The 18,506-nt window shown below is 59.6% G+C and carries 14 protein-coding genes; 9 read left to right on the forward strand and 5 right to left on the reverse strand.

The annotated features are described in order from the left end of the window. Positions 1–182: 182 nt before the first annotated feature. Positions 183–1,325, reverse strand: coding sequence for an 8-amino-7-oxononanoate synthase (locus QA635_RS31975; protein WP_283063617.1), 1,143 nt, complete (start codon positions 1,323–1,325; stop codon positions 183–185). Positions 1,326–2,270: 945 nt separating this feature from the next. On the opposite strand from QA635_RS31975, the gene QA635_RS31980 reads away from it, so the two are divergent. Both QA635_RS31980 and QA635_RS31985 read left to right on the forward strand, forming a co-directional pair. Further along, on the forward strand, positions 2,271–2,486 hold the full coding sequence (locus tag QA635_RS31980) for a hypothetical protein (protein ID WP_283063618.1): 216 nt from the start codon (positions 2,271–2,273) through the stop codon (positions 2,484–2,486). 79 nt (positions 2,487–2,565) lie between these two features. Beyond that, positions 2,566–3,402, forward strand: a complete 837-nt coding sequence (locus QA635_RS31985) for an IS5 family transposase (RefSeq protein ID WP_283063619.1) — start codon at positions 2,566–2,568, stop codon at positions 3,400–3,402. Positions 3,403–3,629: 227 nt separating this feature from the next. Here the strand turns inward: QA635_RS31985 and QA635_RS31990 are convergent, their stop codons facing one another. The 3 genes from QA635_RS31990 to QA635_RS32000 form a co-directional block, all read right to left on the reverse strand. Continuing rightward, a complete protein-coding gene (locus tag QA635_RS31990) occupies positions 3,630–4,211 on the reverse strand; it encodes a LabA-like NYN domain-containing protein (protein ID WP_283063620.1) in 582 nt (193 codons plus the stop codon). Between the two features lie 169 nt (positions 4,212–4,380). Further along, positions 4,381–4,656: a Flp family type IVb pilin gene (locus tag QA635_RS31995; RefSeq protein WP_283063621.1), complete on the reverse strand. Its 276-nt coding sequence runs from the start codon at positions 4,654–4,656 to the stop codon at positions 4,381–4,383. Between the two features lie 454 nt (positions 4,657–5,110). Continuing rightward, complete coding sequence (locus QA635_RS32000) at positions 5,111–5,878, reverse strand: Crp/Fnr family transcriptional regulator (protein ID WP_283063622.1); 768 nt, start codon at positions 5,876–5,878, stop codon at positions 5,111–5,113. Between the two features lie 1,205 nt (positions 5,879–7,083). Between QA635_RS32000 and QA635_RS32005 the strand changes: the two genes are divergently transcribed. Next, complete coding sequence (locus QA635_RS32005; RefSeq protein ID WP_283063623.1) at positions 7,084–8,796, forward strand: MFS transporter; 1,713 nt, start codon at positions 7,084–7,086, stop codon at positions 8,794–8,796. A gap of 108 nt (positions 8,797–8,904) precedes the next feature. On the opposite strand, the gene QA635_RS32010 is transcribed toward QA635_RS32005, so the two are convergent. Further along, positions 8,905–9,153 (reverse strand): hypothetical protein, encoded by a 249-nt coding sequence (locus tag QA635_RS32010; RefSeq protein ID WP_283063624.1) that lies wholly within the window; start codon positions 9,151–9,153, stop codon positions 8,905–8,907. A gap of 631 nt (positions 9,154–9,784) precedes the next feature. Here QA635_RS32010 and QA635_RS32015 point away from each other — a divergent pair. The 6 genes from QA635_RS32015 (at position 9,785) to QA635_RS32035 (ending at position 18,489) form a co-directional block, all read left to right on the forward strand. Beyond that, positions 9,785–10,903 (forward strand): branched-chain amino acid ABC transporter substrate-binding protein, encoded by a 1,119-nt coding sequence (locus tag QA635_RS32015; RefSeq protein WP_283063625.1) that lies wholly within the window; start codon positions 9,785–9,787, stop codon positions 10,901–10,903. Positions 10,904–11,991: 1,088 nt separating this feature from the next. Continuing rightward, positions 11,992–12,204 (forward strand): helix-turn-helix domain-containing protein, encoded by a 213-nt coding sequence (locus QA635_RS41835; protein WP_425249074.1) that lies wholly within the window; start codon positions 11,992–11,994, stop codon positions 12,202–12,204. A gap of 1,216 nt (positions 12,205–13,420) precedes the next feature. Beyond that, positions 13,421–14,935 carry an FAD-dependent oxidoreductase gene (locus tag QA635_RS32020; protein WP_283063626.1) on the forward strand — a complete coding sequence of 505 codons (1,515 nt, stop codon included), beginning with the start codon at positions 13,421–13,423 and terminating at the stop codon, positions 14,933–14,935. A 28-nt stretch (positions 14,936–14,963) separates the two neighbouring features. Next, positions 14,964–16,274 carry an aminotransferase class III-fold pyridoxal phosphate-dependent enzyme gene (locus QA635_RS32025; RefSeq protein WP_283063627.1) on the forward strand — a complete coding sequence of 437 codons (1,311 nt, stop codon included), beginning with the start codon at positions 14,964–14,966 and terminating at the stop codon, positions 16,272–16,274. Continuing rightward, a complete protein-coding gene (locus QA635_RS32030; RefSeq protein WP_283063628.1) occupies positions 16,271–17,245 on the forward strand; it encodes a sulfotransferase family protein in 975 nt (324 codons plus the stop codon). The genes QA635_RS32025 and QA635_RS32030 overlap by 4 nt, the downstream gene beginning before the upstream one ends. Continuing rightward, on the forward strand, positions 17,242–18,489 hold the full coding sequence (locus tag QA635_RS32035) for an MFS transporter (RefSeq protein ID WP_283063629.1): 1,248 nt from the start codon (positions 17,242–17,244) through the stop codon (positions 18,487–18,489). Before QA635_RS32030 ends, QA635_RS32035 begins: the two co-directional genes overlap by 4 nt. Positions 18,490–18,506 lie beyond the last annotated feature (17 nt).

The raw sequence follows: 18,506 nt of genomic DNA on the forward strand, positions 1-18,506 counted from the left end.
ACCTACACCCGTCGAGCCTGGCACTCAAGGATTGATGGACATCCTGAGAATTTGTCCAACGAGCTGTGGTAGCTCTGCGTGGGCGCGCCTTGTCAATTTGAATTCCGAAGCGGGTGCGTCGGCAAGCACCTTTGAAGACCGTTTTGCCGATCCCGACATCAGCCTGATCATCCTGCGCGGCCTCACTGCACGTCGCCCCAGGTCTCCTCGACCAACGCATCGATCATGTCGGATACATCATCTTGCCCGACGTTAAGTGTCAGCGAGATCCGCAACCGTGCCGTTGCCACAGGCACCGTTGGCGGCCGTATCCCGCGGATATCAAAGCCGCGCGCCTGTAGCGCAGAAGCGAGCCGCATCGCACGGGCGTTGTCGCCCACAACATAAGGAACGATTTGCGAATTCGAAGAGCTCGCGCGACCGCACAGAGCGAACTGCCGATGTGCAAAGTCGATCAAATCGATCAGACGTCGTTGCCGGTCGGGCTCCTCCTGCAGGATTAGGATTGCCTCTCGCACCGCGACGGCCATTAGGGGTGACGGAGCGGTGGCGAAAATGAATGGACGGCACCGATTGACCATGAAGTCGCGCAATACGCCGGAAGCTGTGACAAGGGCACCCGCCGCGCCCAGCGCCTTGCCGCAGGTGTGGATCACTAAAAGATTTTCGCGCTTCTCATAGGGCGCAGTAAGGCCCCGTCCCTGCTCGCCGTAAACACCTGTGGCATGTGCCTCATCCACGACCAGAAACGCTTCGTGGCGCTCGGCGATTGCGACCAGATCTGTACGCGGCGCGAAGTCTCCGTCCATACTGTAGAGGCTCTCCACCACGATCCAGACGCGTCCCTTTCCGCCCCTGGCGCGCCAGTCGCCAATCGTGTCTTCGATCGACTGGGGGTCATTATGGGCGCTTATCCGGAACTCGGCTCGGCTCGCTCGTGCGCCTTCATGAATGCTAGCATGCACGAGCGCATCGAGAACAAGCAAATCGCCTTGCTGCGGCAGCGTTGTCAGAACGGCAAAATTTGCGATGTAACCGCCGCCGAAGAACAGCGCTGTCTCCGCTCGGAAGAACCGCGCCGCGTCCGCTTCGAGAGCTTCGTGCTCCTCACAATTTCCGCGCAGTAGCCGTGACCCACCGGCTCCGATCGGCGTTCCGGCATCGAGCGCGGTGAACAAAGCCCTCTTCATACGGGGCGCACTCGCCAGCGCCAGATAGTCGTTTGAAGCAAAATCGGTCCCTTTGCGCGGCTTCAGGCCGCGGAGCCGACCGTCTTCATTTAAGGCTTCCAGGGCCGCGACATAGCCATTAAGCGGCGTATTCATTGATCGAATTTCCTACCGCCCGCAGCAGCGCGCAACCGACCGCGTCTTCGTGGCACCGATCTCAACTTGTGTCATGTCACCGATGCGCGACGAATTTGCAAGGAACTCGAAGCGCCGCTGGCCGAGAAGCACGGCGCCTAAAGTCCATCGGGAATGCCCGTCCGGCGAACAAGCCGCCTGCTCGGCTGAATCCCGCTTTTGACCGTCGCGACCAAAACGCACCAGGATCACTCAGTGGCACCACTGATCGTACGCCTTTGACTTCGTTGCATAACATCAAGCAAGCAGGACGCGCATTCCGATGCGATCCTCGAAGCGCTCGCCCATGCAAGTAATGCCGACGTTGCTCCCCTTGATGCCAGCCTTACCAGGTGGCATCTGCGCCCCTATCGTCCACACCCAAAAGCCCCTCGCCGAACGCCCGCCGAGAGAGTGAACCAGCCGGTGCGGGGCCAGCCCACCCTCGTCCAGCTATGTGGCAGATTGTGCTTCCAAATGCGCGCGCAAACTTCGTACAAAGCGGACACGCGCGTATTCGCTCAGCGAGCGTGATCCAATCGTATCAGAAGCGCACGTTCCGTACCTGAGCGCTCGTGCCTTTATCGTGGCTTGCATGAACCCTCGCGACATCCAGGATGGGGATTGATCGCAGAGTGACGCCAGGTGCTGCACGAGATCGATTTGATCTTCCTCACAACCAAGCTTCTGCCATCCGCTTCTGACTTATAGCTCAGGTATCGGTCACCATGGCGGAGATCGAATTTACTCCACTGCGACTTATGTCGTGAGCCAGGATCCGCGGGATGAAAATCCATCAAAAGAGGCGTTCCAAAGCCGGTTTCAAGCGTCACCCGGGACCAAATTGCATTCAAACATCGCGCTCAGTGAAGACAATGGTGTCGTGAAAAAGCGTCTCGTTGGCGACAATGGACAAGGACCAGGGACATGACCAGTCACTTCTACCGACTGCTTTACCGGTTCCGCATGCGCGCATATGCCGAAACACTGTTCTGGCGTAGCGGGTACGAGAAGGAGGAACGCCTCTGGCTGCAGTGCAGCCTGATTCGGCTTGGGAGCGAACTACGGCAATCCGGGCACTGGTCCAGCCCAGCCTGTCAGCCGGTGGAGGACGCGGCCGAAGTCATCGTCAACGCCTCCTGAGAGCCTGACTGAAAAATGGGTGAGTGATCTCAGTGGGGTGTGATTCCATCGGATTTGCAAAGATTCGAGGGAGAGCACGATGCCCTGGACTGAGATCACTCGGGAGCAATATCGGCGGGACGATCTGCGTTATGCAAGCGATATGACCAATGCGGAGTGGGCGCTGATCAGACGCCTGTTGCCGCGAGCGAACCGGCGCGGCCGGCCGCGTAAGACGGAGCTGCGTCGTGTGATCGAAGCGATCCTCTATATCGTTTCGACTGGCTGCCAGTGGCGGGCGTTGCCGCAGGAGTTCCCGCCCTATTCGACGGTGCAGGGCTATTTTTATAGATGGCGGGATACAGGCCGGTGGCAGAGGATTGTCAGCGTGCTTGTCCGACGGGCGCGAAAAAAGCTTGGACGGACACCGAAGCCGACGGCAGCCGTGATCGACAGTCAAAGTGCGCCGACCACGCAAGCTGGCGGACCGCGCGGCTACGATGCAGGCAAGCGCATCTACGGCCGCAAGCGGCATATTGTGACGGATACCAATGGCCTCCTCCTCGGGGTTCATGTTCATCCGGCCAACGTTCAGGACTGCCATGGCGCCGTACCGCTGCTGAAGAACGTGCGGATGAACTTCCCCCGGCTGCGCCACGTCTTTGCCGACCGGATCTACCGCGGAAATCAACTTCTCGACGCGCTCTCAGACTGCGGTCCATGGACTGTCGAGATCGTCGAGCGGCCCCAAGGCGTCAAAGGCTTCCAGCTTCTGCCGAGGCGGTGGGTGGTTGAACGCACATTCGCTTGGTTCGGCAGATGCCGCCGCCTCGCCAAGGACTTCGAGGCGACGGGGGCAACCGAAGCTGCCTGGCTGCTGATTGCACACATCAGGCTCCTGACCCGCAGACTCGCGGCTGCAGCTAAGGTTGGGTGATTTATGAGTCAGACTCTGAGGAGGCGAGAGGTCGTGCCGGCGATACAGGCAGCAACAAGTGCAGTTGGTGCGAGAGGATGGCATCGGCGTCTACAGCCGCATGACAGACGCGAGGTGCCCTGACAGGAGGAAATCATCAACGTGATGGAGATGGTCGTGCTGTCGGGATAGCGCCGGGGCGCTACCGGGCATCATGTCCACTTGCCGTGATCGCATCGCCATATGCGCTATTCCGCGCTGGCTGACTCTCGCTTGCCAGCACCTGTCCCGGGCCCGAGCCGTTCAGTCGGATCGCGGCCCAATTTCGGCTTCAACCGTGCTAGTTCAATAAAGTCGTCTGCCTGCCGCCGAAGCTCGTCTGCGATCATCGGCGGCTGGATCGTGTTGGCGGAGATGACAGTGACACTGACGCCGCGGCGCTGCACGGCCTCGACCAAGGAACGGAGGTCGCCGTCACCAGAGAACAGGATCATCTGATCGATATGCCTGGCGAGTTCCATGGCATCGACCGCAAGCTCGATGTTCATGTTACCCTTCACTTTACGCCGCCCGCTGACGTCAAGGAATTCCTTGGTTGCCCTGGTGACGACGGTATAGCCGTTATAGTCCAGCCAGTCGATGAGCGGCCGAATCGACGAATACTCCTGATCCTCGGCAATCGCCGTGTAGTAGAATGCCCGCAGCAACCGGCCCTGCCTCCGATACTCCTCAAGCAGGCGCTCGTAGTCGATCTCGAAACCAAGCGCCTTGGCGGTAGCGTGGAGGTTGGGACCATCGATAAAGATAGCAAGCTTTTCAAATCGGGACATCACTGCTCCAGCTTCCAAAATGGTGCGCGGGGCCGCGCAGGCTATGAACTAGCCACTTACGCGGAAGAGCTGGAGAGTTGGCAGCGAAGGGGCCTCTTCCAAGGACATGGGACGAGATTTTTATCTAGCTCATGCACAGATCGCGTCTCCTATTCCATCGACCTTCATATCATCGGCCCGAGGATCCAGCGGACGCCTTTTCGACGTTCTGTTGATTGCCCGTGATGGGTTCGCGTGCGAGATCCAGCCTGTCAAACTGCCCGGTCGAAACGGTGCGCACAGGCGCAGCACTGCAATCAGCGTTATGCTTTGGACGAATACCGTTGAGCGCAAGGATAAGCGGAACGGAAGCCGCCACCGCGATCAGGCCGTACTCGATGGAGGTCGCCCCAGTCTTGTTCGGCCAAAACCGCAGAAAAGCAGATGATCTCATGACAAATGTCATTTCTGGCCGCTCCCCCCCCGACTTGGAACTCTGGCGCAGCAATTCCTTTCACCCTCCGTCCCTGTCGCCTTGTCACGTGGGTAATCTCAGATCGCTTCACGAAATGCGCTTTGAGGCACACAATCTCATGCTTGCAGCACGGTTCTTCCACTGTTCACCTGTCGTCCCCGCTGATCAACAGCAGCCTGCCATCTCCGTCCGCCATGCCGGCAATAAATACCTTGTTCCCTTCGGCTGCGCTCGGCCGAACTCTGTACGCAAAGGACAAGCAGCCTGGTTTGCTACCCGAGCGTCGCATTCGCGCTCTCCCCCGAGCATTGACCGCCCCGATCAGGTCTTAAGATGTGACCAGGCGCAAGATCCTGCGCCAGTCCAAATGCGGTCGTCGTAAACCCCGGCAACAACCCAGCCATAAGACGTCGCGAAAGCGGGTGCAGCTTGCCTTACAACAGACTCAGCATCTTGGCGCATAATCATCGCGACGGCCTCTCTTGGAAACTGACTGTGAGACTGCCCCAAAGACTCCACTCGTTTCAATACAATGAGTTGAAGAGGCATAAGCGGCCGACACAAGCTTATAGCAACAGCAAGCCTTTTGCTCGAGCGACTTTCGATCATCAATGTGCAAAGCGCCGCGCATCTTGCGAATCAGCCCGTGTTCTTCGAATCGGACCAGTGTCTCCGCGCCTCCGGCACCGCGCAATCCGAAGGCATTAGAAAGATAGTCATAGGTGACCGGCAGCATACGGGCGTCAACAGCATCACTCGCCAAACAAAGCCAGGAGGAAAGCCGCTGTTCACGATCGTGTCGAACTCCGCACAATCCGGTCTGAACGCACTGAAACGTCAGCGCCTGGATGTACTTAAAGAGATGCACTCGGATCTCTGGGCGCAGCTTTATTATTCGACGCAAATCCTCGACACGGATCCGCCGCGCGCTTCCGGCAAAGAGTACGACCGATTGATGCGTCGCAAGGTGCCCTCCCCATAAGAACGAAGCGCCGACCACCCCTCGATATCCTACGAGTGCCGTTTCCAGCATGCTTCCCGCCGTGACAATTCTCAGTGAAGCCAGGCCCGACTCCATGAAGTAGACGTGCTCGACATGCTTATTCGGTTCATGCAGAGCTGTGCCTTTTTGCAGGGCGATCGGCTCAAGGAGCTCCCCTATTGCCGCACGGTCTCGCAGGGACAGCCGCACCAGAATCGCATTTTTGACCAAGGCTCGCTCCTTGGGGCGCACCAAAAGAAGTTAAAGCATCAATCGCGTGCTGACGCGCCCGCTTGCGAGTCGCACTTCTGGAGCAGTCTGGTTGTCGACGACAGCGGGTACGTGGTCGGTTATGGTCTCCTGGCTGCTTTTCTTGTGCCATGCCCGGCAAGTGGACCCGCCTCTGCGGAGACCGGGCGGAGCCTGCCCACTTGCTTTGAAGCGCCAAACCACGCTGTGCCACAAACTCACGGGAGTTCAGGTCTTCCACGCGTTTTACGACGTCGCGCAAGACAATATCAGATAGCCACACAATCAGCTCTTTGAGGCACCCATTCTCTCGCCTGCGACGTCCCAGCGGGCAGCGCCGTCCGTCATTGCCAATGTTTTATATAGAACTTGTTGTCACGGTTCAGTCGTATTTTCTTTAGAACCTGCGCAGTAAAGGACGCTCCGACAAAGACCGTACGTGAGGTACGAACAACCCAGCTTTTCGACAGCGCGTGTCGTCCTGGCCCCAGATTGGATCGTTTCGTACGATGCAGGGGCCTCAGGAGGGTTTCCATGCGTGCGACCGGAGCAAAATCTCGTCCCATCTTTGAACCGAATGGGATGTGCCTACGATCTGCCTTACAGCGCGTCACCGCTTCCGCACCAGGCGGCCATAGCGGCATTGCGGCTGGAAACCTTGTCGCGCGTGCTGCGCGAAAAATGCGCGCTCAAACGCTCGATCCAGAACCTGACAATGTCTCCGATGACGTCCAATGCTCCATACTGACACGAAACGACCTGGCAAGCGACAACCATCTCCGTCACTCACTGCTCGGAGCTATCTGAGGCATCGAGGAGTCCTGCGAGATGGAGTCGCGGCTCCCTCGCAGTGAGAGCCAGGTAAGCTTCAGGCGACGCAAACTGTTGCGCCTGGAGTTTCCGCGCGCACTTGTCCGCTTCGTACAAAGTTTACATCTGCCAGCGAACACAATCCATAAGCAAGACCATGCGACCCTGTTGTGATAAGAGGCTTCAGGATCAAGCCGGTGATGATGACTATTCCTGTTTTCTGCACCGCTGCCTTTGCTATGAGAGCGCAAGCCGTCAGAAGCAGCAGGTCACTGAAGCATTTTATTTTACGGCCAGGCACTGAACACGATATCGCGCCAGGAACATCCTTGTGATCTTTGCCAAGATAAAATCATGGTAGATCATCACGAACCAATATGACCGATTCACAAAAAGCGCGGACGCGTAGTGCCGACGGCATCACGGCGCCGCTGCGGCACGCGACCTTCAGGCGCATCTGGCTTGCGAGCCTCCTGTCCAACGTTGGTATCTTGATTCAAGGCGTTGGCGCGGCCTGGGCCATGACCCAGATGACATCGTCGGCTGACAAGGTCGCGTTGGTGCAGACCGCGCTCTTACTACCAGTGATGCTGATTTCGATGCCGGCCGGAGCGATCGCGGATATGTATGACCGCCGCGTCGTGGCGCTGGCTTCACTTGGATTGGCGCTCGCCGGAGCAACCGGGCTGACGGTGGTCGCCTGGCTTGGGTTGGCCACGCCCAACCTCTTGCTCATGCTATGTCTCGTTGTCGGCAGTGGCATGGCACTAATGGGACCGGCTTGGCAATCGTCGGTTAATGAACAAGTTCCGCTGGAAGCACAGCTGCCTGCTGCGATCGCGCTGAACGGCATCAGCTACAATATCGCGCGGAGCGTAGGTCCGGCAATCGGCGGAGTCGTGGTAGCAACCGCGGGAGCAGTGGCCGCATTCGCGCTCAACGCGTTGCTGTATCTGCCGCTGATTATCGCGTTGTTGCTTTGGAAACGCATCAGCGCGCCCTCACGTCTGCCGCCTGAAAGATTGAGCCGCGCGATGTTGTCTGGCATACACTATATCAGCAATTCGCCCTCGATCAAGATTGTGCTGACCCGCAGCCTCGTGACCGGCATCATTGGCGGTGCAATCACCGCTCTGATGCCGCTGGTGGCGCGCGATCTCCTGCATGGCGACGCGCAGACCTACGGTATCATGCTCGGCGCTTTTGGCCTTGGTGCGGTGGTCGGCGCACTGAATATCACCGAACTGCGCAAGCGGTTGAGCGGCGAGGCCGCGATCCGCGCTTGTGCGCTGTCCATGGGCGCGACGATGGCTGCGGCTGCGCTCAGCCGCGAACCGGTATTGACCGCATCGGCACTCGTCCTGGCAGGTGCCGTGTGGATGATGATGTGGGCGGTATTCACTATTGGGGTGCAGCTGTCGGCGCCGCGCTGGGTGGCCGGACGCTCGCTTGCAGCCTATCAGGCGGCGAGTTCTGGCGGGATTGCCGTCGGCAGTTGGGGTTGGGGCCGTCTGACCGACGCGGCGGGGGTCGAAACCGCGCTGCTGGTGTCGGCCGCCCTGATGCTCGCCTCCCCCCTCATCGGCCGTTGGCTGCCTATGCCCCGCATCGGCGCGCGAGGTGATGACCCTGAGCCGCTCGCCGATCCCGAGGTACGGCTCGCCTTGACCGGACGCAGTGGCCCGCTCGTCGTCGAGATCGAATACCGGGTTGCACAGGAAAATGCCAGGGCGTTCCACTATGTGATGCAAGACGTGCAATTGTCTCGGCAACGCAACGGCGCCTACGGCTGGTCGATCGCGCGAGACATCGCCGATCCGGAATTGTGGACGGAGCGCTATCACTGTCCAACCTGGCTCGACTATTTGCGTTGGCGGAATCGATCGACGCGGTGGGAACGTGCGCTGGAGCAGCAGGCAATTCGCTTCCACATCGGCCCCGCGCCGGTACGGGTCCGTCGCATGCTCGAAAGGCCGTTCGGCTCGGTACGCTCGAATGACGACATGACCGAGTACGCAGCTGAACTGCGAGGGGAGATCGCAAGCCCGGCAACGGCACTACGTAGCCGGCCGCGGCCCCCCGTCAAGTGACCCAGCTTGCGGGCAGGTCGCCCCAGAAGGCAGCAATCGACACTTCATCACATGGAAGTTGCATAGCCGGACGCTTTTTGCATTGCCTCGCGAAAATCGGCGAGAGAGTCAGGCCGAGCAAACGACAATCGCGTGACAATTTCCGTCGAGAGCGACGAAACGTTCGGGCTTCGCACACTCATATTCACCTTCACGCTTTTGCGCGTACGGTGGCTTTGCAGTGGGCCAGCCGTACATGTGCAGCACGTTGGTCGCGTCATCGAGCTGGTCCAGCAATATGTTGTGCTCGCCTCGCCGTCGGCGGATAAGCGCTTTCTTTGGATGAGAGCCCAGCCCGCGCAGGGCGCGAATCACCATTAGATGTCGCGGAGGATGCTTCTTGGGCAATCATGACCTTGTCTCTGGTAGCCTCGTTGTGCTGACTGCGACCAGCTTCGCACTACTCTGCTCGATCCTGAACGTCTTTTGCCTTCATTTGAAACCGCGCTGGTTGCCTTGGGCGTGTTATCAAGGCGATCACGCTGTCGAGCATCAAGTGTTTCGACGTCTCGAAAGACGATGGTGGCGCCCGCCCTGAACGATCGTCTCTCCTTTCGGCCTCGACCGGCCGCTTGGTGTCAAGTGGCGGTGCTTCGGACGCGACGAGCTCTGTACGTTACGGACCGATCTATTTCTTTCACAAACGCCCGATTCAGCTAGTGTCCGGCTAAGATAGCCCCGTGCGTTGAGCTAGCGGGCGGTATGAGACTGGACGCGCAGCGATGGGCTGTCTGCCGACAATTCCTGCACCGTTGTATGTTTCTGCAGTACGAACCATTGGCTCATCAAGTCAAGGTAGGCTCCTGCTCTCTCGTAGCAGTACAATCGAACGGCCTGATGCGCGACCATGACTTTATCTCGGGCTGCTTCCTGGCACTGATCGCAGCCGGGGTCGCCTTGCTCTGCTCAAGCTTACTCGCCGCCGCGTTCCCCCTGTGAGGACTACCCCATGAAAACACCCATGCTAATCGGCTTTGCACTTGGAGCATCGATTGTGCTGTCCACCGCGACATTGGCTGATGAAATCACCATCGCCGTCGCTGGACCGATAACCGGGGGCGAGTCGGCCTTCGGCCGGCAAATGAAGAACGGCGCGGAGATGGCGGTGGAGCAGCTCAATGCTTCCGGCGGCGTACTCGGCAAGAAGCTAGCCCTCGACATCGAGGACGATGCCTGCGACCCCAAGCAGGCGCGATCGGTAGCGGAAAAGGTCGCTGCCGCCAGGATCCCGTTCGTTGCTGGGCACTTTTGCTCTTCGTCATCGATCCCGGCCTCGGAAGCCTATGCGGATGGCGGTGTGCTGCAGATCACGCCGGCTTCGACCAACCCGCTATTCACCGAACGCAAGCTATGGAACGTGGCGCGCGTCTGCGGCCGTGACGACCAGCAGGGCCAGGTTGCCGCCCAGTACATCGCAAAACAATTCAACGGCAAGAACATCGCGATTCTGAATGACAAGACGACTTATGGAAAGGGACTTGCCGACGAGACGAAGAAGGCACTCAACAAGGCCGGTATCATTGAGAAGATGTACGAGTCCTATAATAAGGGCGACAAGGATTTCAACGCGATTGTCTCGCGACTGAAGCGCGACAATATCGACCTCGTCTATGTCGGCGGCTATCACCAGGAAGCGGGCCTTATCTTGCGCCAGATGCGCGATCAGGGCCTGAAGACCATCCTGATGTCGGGCGACGCGTTGGCTGACAAGGAATATGCTTCGATTACCGGCGCAGCTGGAGCGGGTACGCTCTTCACCTTCGGGCCCGACCCACGCAAGAAGACGACGGCGGCTGCGATCGTCGATAAGTTCAGAGCCAAGAATATCGACCCCGAGGGCTACACGCTATACACCTACGCTGCGGTGCAGGTCTGGACGCAAGCCGCAACCAAAGTTGGTACCATAGACCCGAAGAAGGTGATGGACACGATCAAAGCGGGCTCTTGGGACACTGTAATCGGCACACTGCAATACGACGCCAAGGGTGACATCAAACAGCTCGACTACGTCATTTATAGGTGGGACGACAAAGGTGGCTATAGCGAGACTAACCCGACCGCGTTCTGACTTATCTTAGTGCAAGACATCACAGTTAGCGTCCCCATGGAGGTCGGGCGGGGATCAATGTCGATCGATTGCTCCAAGGCAGCAAGCTGCCGCCGGAACAAATTGAATGTCTAAGGTCAGCGTATGCTCGGACAATGCGCCCGCTCCGCGTGGTTGATCGAGACGACCCTATCGCCGAAATCGTCGCAAAGAAGGTCGTCGAGATTGGCGCAAGCGAGGTTGGCGATCCAGTAGAGATATCAAAGCGCGTCATCGAGCAGCTTGGTGTCCGCAGACCGCCATCGGTCTAAAGCGAGCGCCGCGCACATGCGCAGTTTTGGCCCAATCTCCGATCGATGCACAGGCTGCCACCGGTTCGACGCCTCACGGGCTGGACTCAATTGGAGCTGATAACTTGGCCCAACGCAGACGCCTAGCGGCGGGCACGAGTGCGTTCCTTCGCCGGACTGCAGTCACCGGCTGCGGCTTATGGAGATTTTCGACCATCGGCCCGCGCGACGCGCATTAGCCCGGACCCTTTGTTCCACGAAAAAGTTCGACCGAAATTGAGCGGCCCCGCCTCGGGGAAACAAGGCGGGGCCGCTCCCCCTCCCCCTGGGGCCGCCGCGCTGCGGATCACAACGGAAATCGTCTAATTGCCGTCCTTTGTCATATATGATCACACGCCCAAGCGATTCACTTGGATTGCGGCTTCCGGTCCTCGCTACTTTCCGCGACGTGCCGCAAGACGAGCTGAGAAAGCTGCACAACCAGATTCTTGAGACGCGCTATTTCCTGCCGGCACCGCGCCAACTCTCGTTCTTCTTCTGTCACTATCGACACTTCAGAGCGGTCCCTGGCCGCATGGCTCATGCTGGACCTCAATTCGAGCAGGTAATCACGAACGAGGATTCAAACACATTCCCTGCCTAGAATGTACTGGAGCCCCGTATTTCTACGCCAGTAAAAATACTGTACGATGCGGTCGAACGATCTCGCTACCCCGGCCCAGCGTGCCATCCCCGCCACAGATCTGAGCGTCTCGTACAGAATCTTAGCTGGCATGACGGTCAACGCGATCGAGCAGAAGCGCTGCGCGGCTTGAGCTCGTGGGAGTCCTGGACAGTGGTCGTCTTCATGTCCCTTTCATACAGCAAGACATCGCCGATGCATGCGAGCCCTCGACCGTGCACGTGAATCGGACGATCCAGGAGCTCAGGCGTAGGACGTTCATTGAATGGAACGGTCATGCTGTTGATCTTTTTCAGCGAGATCAGTTCGAATTACTTGGGAAATTCCGCCCCTCATACTTCCTGCGTTGAATTTCTTCGGCCGCCGCTTCGTACTCTGCGTACCAAGCAAATCAACAAGCGCACGCCAACTCCGATCCATACCGCCGCTATTCGACCTGCAGTCGCGTTCGCTCGGCTGTTTTCTTGAACTGCTTGAGCATGGTTACAACGTACGCGACCTGCCTGAGGTTACGGTCGCAGAATTTCGTCGCCGCAGTGGTCTGTGCGGAGAATCGAAAAACCGCGCTGGCGAAATCTCCAAGCGCTCACGTGGCAGTGTTGCGACTCGCGGATTGATTAGCTGCCTGTGAGAAATCGGGAGCTTGGATTTTCATGGCGCGCGCCGCAGCTCAAACGACTTGATTCGTACCTAGCGTCACGTTGTAGCATCTCAAAGCAGGACGCGAGGGGCCGCCGACAAGCCAGCGGAGCCACTCCGCCAGAGGCGCGACAACGACACCTAAGCGGTCGACTTTGCTTTGCGAGGATCGTCAAGATCATACCGATTAGATGAGTGGCGTCGATGACAGATGATCCCGGGTTCTCCGTGCATTAGTGAATATCGCCTTGGTAAAAAAAGGAAAACAACGCTCAACCGACATCGATCCTTTCGAGATTGGAATTTGCGGTGAATGCATCACCGCAAATAGCCGTCGGCAGCCCTCCCTCTGTCGACGAGAGCTGGCGCGACGCTTAGCAGCCTCGTTCGCCCAGACTGACTTCCGCCCGGCCCTCGAATGAGGCCGGGCTCTTTTTTGCCGATAGGATGCGCGGCTTTGCTCCAGCTAGCCGCGTCTGATGATTGCGAAAAGCCCAGGAGGCAACAGCCCTGGTGGCCTTCAAAACGTTGCCCGCATGGCCTTTGCGACGCTTAATCCAAGGAACCCGCGAGCGTCCACTCATCGCGCAGGCACGTTTGTTGACCCACATCAGCTACACAGATCAAGTCGATCGGCTAACCGTCAGATCCAGCCACCTGTCATATTCACGCGGTAGTGGCTTGGACGGCCTTGAATCGTACGTAGCGTCACATTGTACGATCTCGGGGTAGTTCGCGATGATACTTGGCAGATGATACCCGGCAGATGATCATTGGCAACCGAGCCAAGCCGCACTGGATAGTCTGGGGCAATCGTATAACTGCCGCGCGTTCATCGTTGGCTATGGCAGTTATCTTGGGCAGCCAGTCACTGATCAATAGGGCTTTGATTGCGTATCGTCGATATTTGTTGCCAGAGGAAGGATAATGATCGCCGATATCGTTGATGTATGCGTTGTCGGGAGTGGTGCCAGCGGCTCAACAGTGGCCTACGAGATCGCCAAACACGGTTTGCGCGTGCTCCTTCTCGAGGAAGGTCGGGCGCTTCCTCCCGGCGCCTCGCTGGCGAGCGTCCAAGATGGTATGGATACCGCCCTCGTGAGGTCTGCGGCAGGTACGTTGACGTCGTTTGGACGTCCCTGGACTGTGTGCGCGCTCGGCGGCGGAATGACTTTGTATGCCGGAATAGCCTTCCGCTATCGGACCATCGATTTTGACGCGCGAGCGCATGTAGCCGCAGACGCGCTTAACCCTACCTGGCCGATCAACTACGCCGAACTACGCCCGTTTTACGAGGAGCTAGAACGGCGCATCGGAGTGGCCCGCCTAGCCGGGGCGGACCCATTCGAACCACCGAGCGATCCACCCGTTCTGCCCCCACATGATTTCAGCGCGAAGGGGCGATTGATCGCCGATGCCGGCAGACGCCTAGACCAGCTGCCTTTTCCCACCCCGTTGGCAATCAACTCCGTACCCTATCGCGGCCGGCCAGCCTGTGATTGCGACGGACCTTGCAACGAACACCCGTGTCCTACCGGCGCGAGGGCCGACGCACGCTCGCCGTTCACAGATGTCGCCCTGCCGCCCGGCGCGCTGACGGTTGCACTCGGCAGCAAGGCTGTACGCATAGATCTGGCCAACGTCAGCCGCGCGGGTTCGGTGGAATGGCTGGACACTCTCAGCCGACAACGTGCGCGCGTCCGCACCCGCTGCGTGGTACTCGCCGGAAATGCAGTGCAGTCTGCCGCCCTACTGCTAAGATCGGCTCAGCGGACAGCGCCCAACGGCATCGGCAATGCCTCCGGCATGGTCGGCAGTGGCATCTCGTTCAAAATCAGCGGCTACGTGTCCGGTAGCATCGCGATAGATCCGATGTCCGCGCGCCCGGCCGGTGGCCCGTTCTCCACCGTTGCGATCTCCGATCACTACCTGGACGAGGAGGCTCCTTCGGGGCTCGGCGGAATGATCTACGAAGCAAGTCGGGTTGAGCGCACGGACCACGACGGAAAGATGACACTACGGCTGCATTTCCTGGCGGCCGACCAACCCATGCGCAGCAATGCGGTCCGACTGGCTACCAGCCTGGATCGGCTGGGTTTGCCGAAGATCATTCTCGATTACTGGACCCATCCGCTGGACAAACGCCGATTAGGCTATTTGTGCCGACGCGCGTCGAACTTGCTGGCGGAGGCCGGCGTGAAACAAGTCGATTTTCAGGATTCCAATTATCAGCTCGGCAGCGGACATCTGCATGGCGGGTGCCGTGCCGGCGTCGACCCGACACAATCCGTGGTCGACCGTTGGGGCCGGGTACATGACATCGACAATCTCTATGTCGCGGATGGCGGCTTCTTTCCCTATTCCGGAGGCGTCAATCCGACATTCACCATTCAGGCGAACGCCCTGCGGATCGCTCGAAGAATAGTCACGCAGCTCACCTAAGGGCATGATTATCAAACGGAGACGGCTCATGTCCATCGCCACCCCGACTGCAACCGCGGCCGCGGCCGACGCACACAGATCAGCACTACGCCGCGCGTTGCGCGTCACCGCGTCGGAAAAATGGGATCTCAACAGGCGCTTTCCGGTCGTCATGGCGCGCGCTTCAGGTGCGCATGCATGGGACATCGATGGACGACAATATGTCGATTTCACTTCCTGTAGTGGTGCCGCGCCGCTCGGTGCCGGATACGAGCCGGTCCTGGCGCACGCCGCCGCCGAGATGCGCCGTACCGGCGGCATATTGCCCGGCCCGCTGTCCGTGCACCGGGTCGAACTGGCCGAACGGTTGGCGGAGATCTTCCCCGTTGCGGAACGCTCAATTTTCTTCCGCACCGGATCGTGTGCGACTACCGCCGCCGTCCGCCTTGCCCGCGCATTCACAGGGCTGAACCATGTGCTTACCAGCGGATATCATGGCTGGCACGACTGGCAGTTGCAGGACCGACCAGAGATGGGGCTACCCAATCGGGACCGAGACAGCGTGGATTTCCGCTACAACCTGGACTTGCTCGACGAGTTGGCAAGCGTCCAGCGTGTCGCCGCGGTGATCGTCACCCCCGAGGTCAACTTCTTTCCGCCCGAATACCATCAGGAACTACAGAGGCTGGTGCATCGGCACGGCGCCTTGCTCATCCTTGATGAGGTGATGACCGGATTCCGCTATGGCATTGGCGGCTACCACATGGCGGTCGGCCTCACGCCCGATCTGATCACGCTAAGCAAAGGACTGGCCAATGGAATGGCGCTATCCGCAGTCGCGGGTCGCGCGGACGTACTCGCCGCCGCCGAGAAGACATACATGGGCAACACCTACCAGCGCGAGGTTACCCCGTTCGCGGCCGCACTGAGCACCCTGCACGCGTTGCGCGACGGGATCTTGCTGGCTCGGATGCGCGAGGTTGGCGAGCAACTGATCAAGGGGCTCAACGAGGTCTTCGTCAGACAGCACGTCGCGGCATGGGCATTCGCCTGGCCGACTATGTTCGATGTCGTATTTGCCAACGCCGAACTTGGCCACACCTTTTTCCAGGAGATGTGGGCCCGGGGTTTCCTCATGCAGTACGGTGGCCGCTTCATGCCATCGGCGGCGGTATCCGACGCCGATGTAAAGGCGGCTGTCGAGGCCGCTGGGGAGGCCCTGCCGGCTGCTCTGTCCCGTATGGAGAGTACCAGCGGCGACCCGGATCCAGTCGCGGCCGCTGTACGGTTCGCCAGGGATCATTTCGTGGCCACCCCGGGAGCTGTTCGGCGCTGGTTCGCCGGACCCGTCTGCAGATGAGCAGGCATTTTCCAACAGAGAACACCGTTATGCCGCTGCTCAATCCATTTTCCACATCGCCGGTGCTGCTCGGCGGCGAGAACCGCTCGGGCACCACATTGCTGAGCATCGTGCTGGATTCGCATCTGGATCTGGTAGCCGGGCCGGAGATCGACTTCCTCGAACCGCCCAATCTCGGCACTCACATCTTGAGCGCAATTGACCTGCTGGCGGCCGGCGATTTCCGTGTCGCCGGCATGACCAAAAACACGGTCGATCCGTTCTGGTATGATGGGGTGCATTTTGTGGTCCAGTGCCGCCGGTTCGGCCTCGACTTCGATGATATGCGTGGGTTGGTCAGCAAGGTGATGGTCGAGATGGGCGACGACATTGTTTCGTTCGCCGCCCGATGCCGCCTTATCAACGAGATGGGCGAGTTGCGCCGAAGTCGTAGTGGGGCCCGGCGCTGGGGCTTGAAACTGCAGCGCAAGATTGCCCAGACCGACGCCTTCGCCCGGCAGTGGCCGCGCGCACATTTCGTGCATATCGTGCGGGACGGCCGCGACGTTGCCGCTTCTCATCTGAAAACCGTTCCCGATTGGGGATACCGAACTGTTGCCGATGCCGCGCGCGGTTGGCTGGAAGTGGTATCCCAGCCACATCGAATCGCGCCGCCTGGCCGCTATCTTGAGGTGCGTTACGAGGATCTTGTAAGCAGTCCCCGTCCCACCCTGGCCCGAATCCTGGATCACCTCGGCTTGCCTTGGGATGAGGCCGTGCTGCGTCACGCTGAATACGAGCACGTATTGTTCGAACAACCGCACGGCCATCCGGCCGCCGAGGCTGCGGGGAAACCGCTGCACCGAGGCAGGATCGGTCGTTACGTCCAAGATCTGACGCGAGCCCAGATCGAGGAATTCGAGCAGATCGCCGAAAGTGAGCTGAGCCGACTGGGGTATCTGTCGGCTCCCCGCCCGTCTGGCGACGCGTGAGCCGCCCGGGCTGTTCCGCCGCGCCTCGTGGACTGCCACGAAGCTATCTTGCGCTGCTCGTCGGCCAGACCATTTCGCTGCTGGGCTCTAATGTAACCTTGCTGGCGCTGCCGCTAACCGCAATCACGTTGCTGGACGCGGGACCGGCGCAAACGGGGTTGCTGCTGGCCTGCGGTCGAGCGCCGTACCTGGTGGTGAGTCTGTTCGCCGGGGTCGTCGTGGACCGCCTCCCGCATCGGCGGATCCTTTTGACCGCCAATCTGGTGATGGCGGCGACGTTGGCCACAATTCCCTTGTTCGCCAACCTTGGACATCTTGGACTGGTTCAGTTGTACACGACGAGCATGCTGGTTGGGGTTGCCGCAGTGATCGCTGACGTGGCTTATCTGGCGTGCATACCCACCCTGCTAGATCGCTCACAGCTGGTTCGGGCACAGAGTTCATTGGAGCTCAGCCAAGCGGGCGCGATGGCAGCAGGTCCGTTCCTGGCCGGTTGGCTCGTCAACGAATTCTCTGCCCCGACCGCAATACTGGCGGACTCGGTTTCATTTTTGCTTGCCGCCGCGTTGCTGTCCCTGGTGCCCCTGCGTAACGCTGGGTGCTCGGAGGCCGCGCCGAGAGCAGTGCTCGGCCAAGTCGCCGAGGGTTTGGCAAGCCTGTTCAGCAATCCGATTTTGCGGGCAGTCACGTTGGCCAGCGGCACATTCATCTTTTGGCACAGCGCGTATTCTGCGGCGTTTCTGCTGCATTTGACCAAGGATCTCGGGTTTGACAGCCGGCTCGTCGGCATGGCGCTCGGCATCGGTGCGCTTGGCGGTGTGGTCGGCGCGGCTAGCTCACCGCGGGTGGGCCGGGCGATCGGCCTCGGCCCAACTTTAATGATCGGTTTGGCGGTGAGCGCCGGCGGAATGAGCTTGGCGGCCCTGCTCACCCAGCCCTGGTTGACCGCAGTGGCATGCGTGACCCTCTCCCAATTCATGCTGTGGATCGGACAAGGAATCTACAACGTGCAGCAGGTTCCCATTCGATATGCGTTGGTCCCGCCGCACTTACAGGGCCGGATCAATGCGAGTATCCGCAGCGTGGTGTGGGGACTGGCCTCATTGGGGGCGCTGGCCGGCGGCGCAGCCGCTGCTGCGACGAGCCTGCGTACCACGTTGCTCGCAAGCAGCGTGCTTGGCATGGCCTCGATAGTGTGGATTTGGCGATCGCCGCTGCGCCAGGCGCGCAGCTTGCCTCTATGACCGGTGACGGACTGGCT

This window comes from Bradyrhizobium brasilense (assembly GCF_029714345.1).
GTDB classification, from domain to species: Bacteria; Pseudomonadota; Alphaproteobacteria; order Rhizobiales; family Xanthobacteraceae; genus Bradyrhizobium; species Bradyrhizobium australafricanum.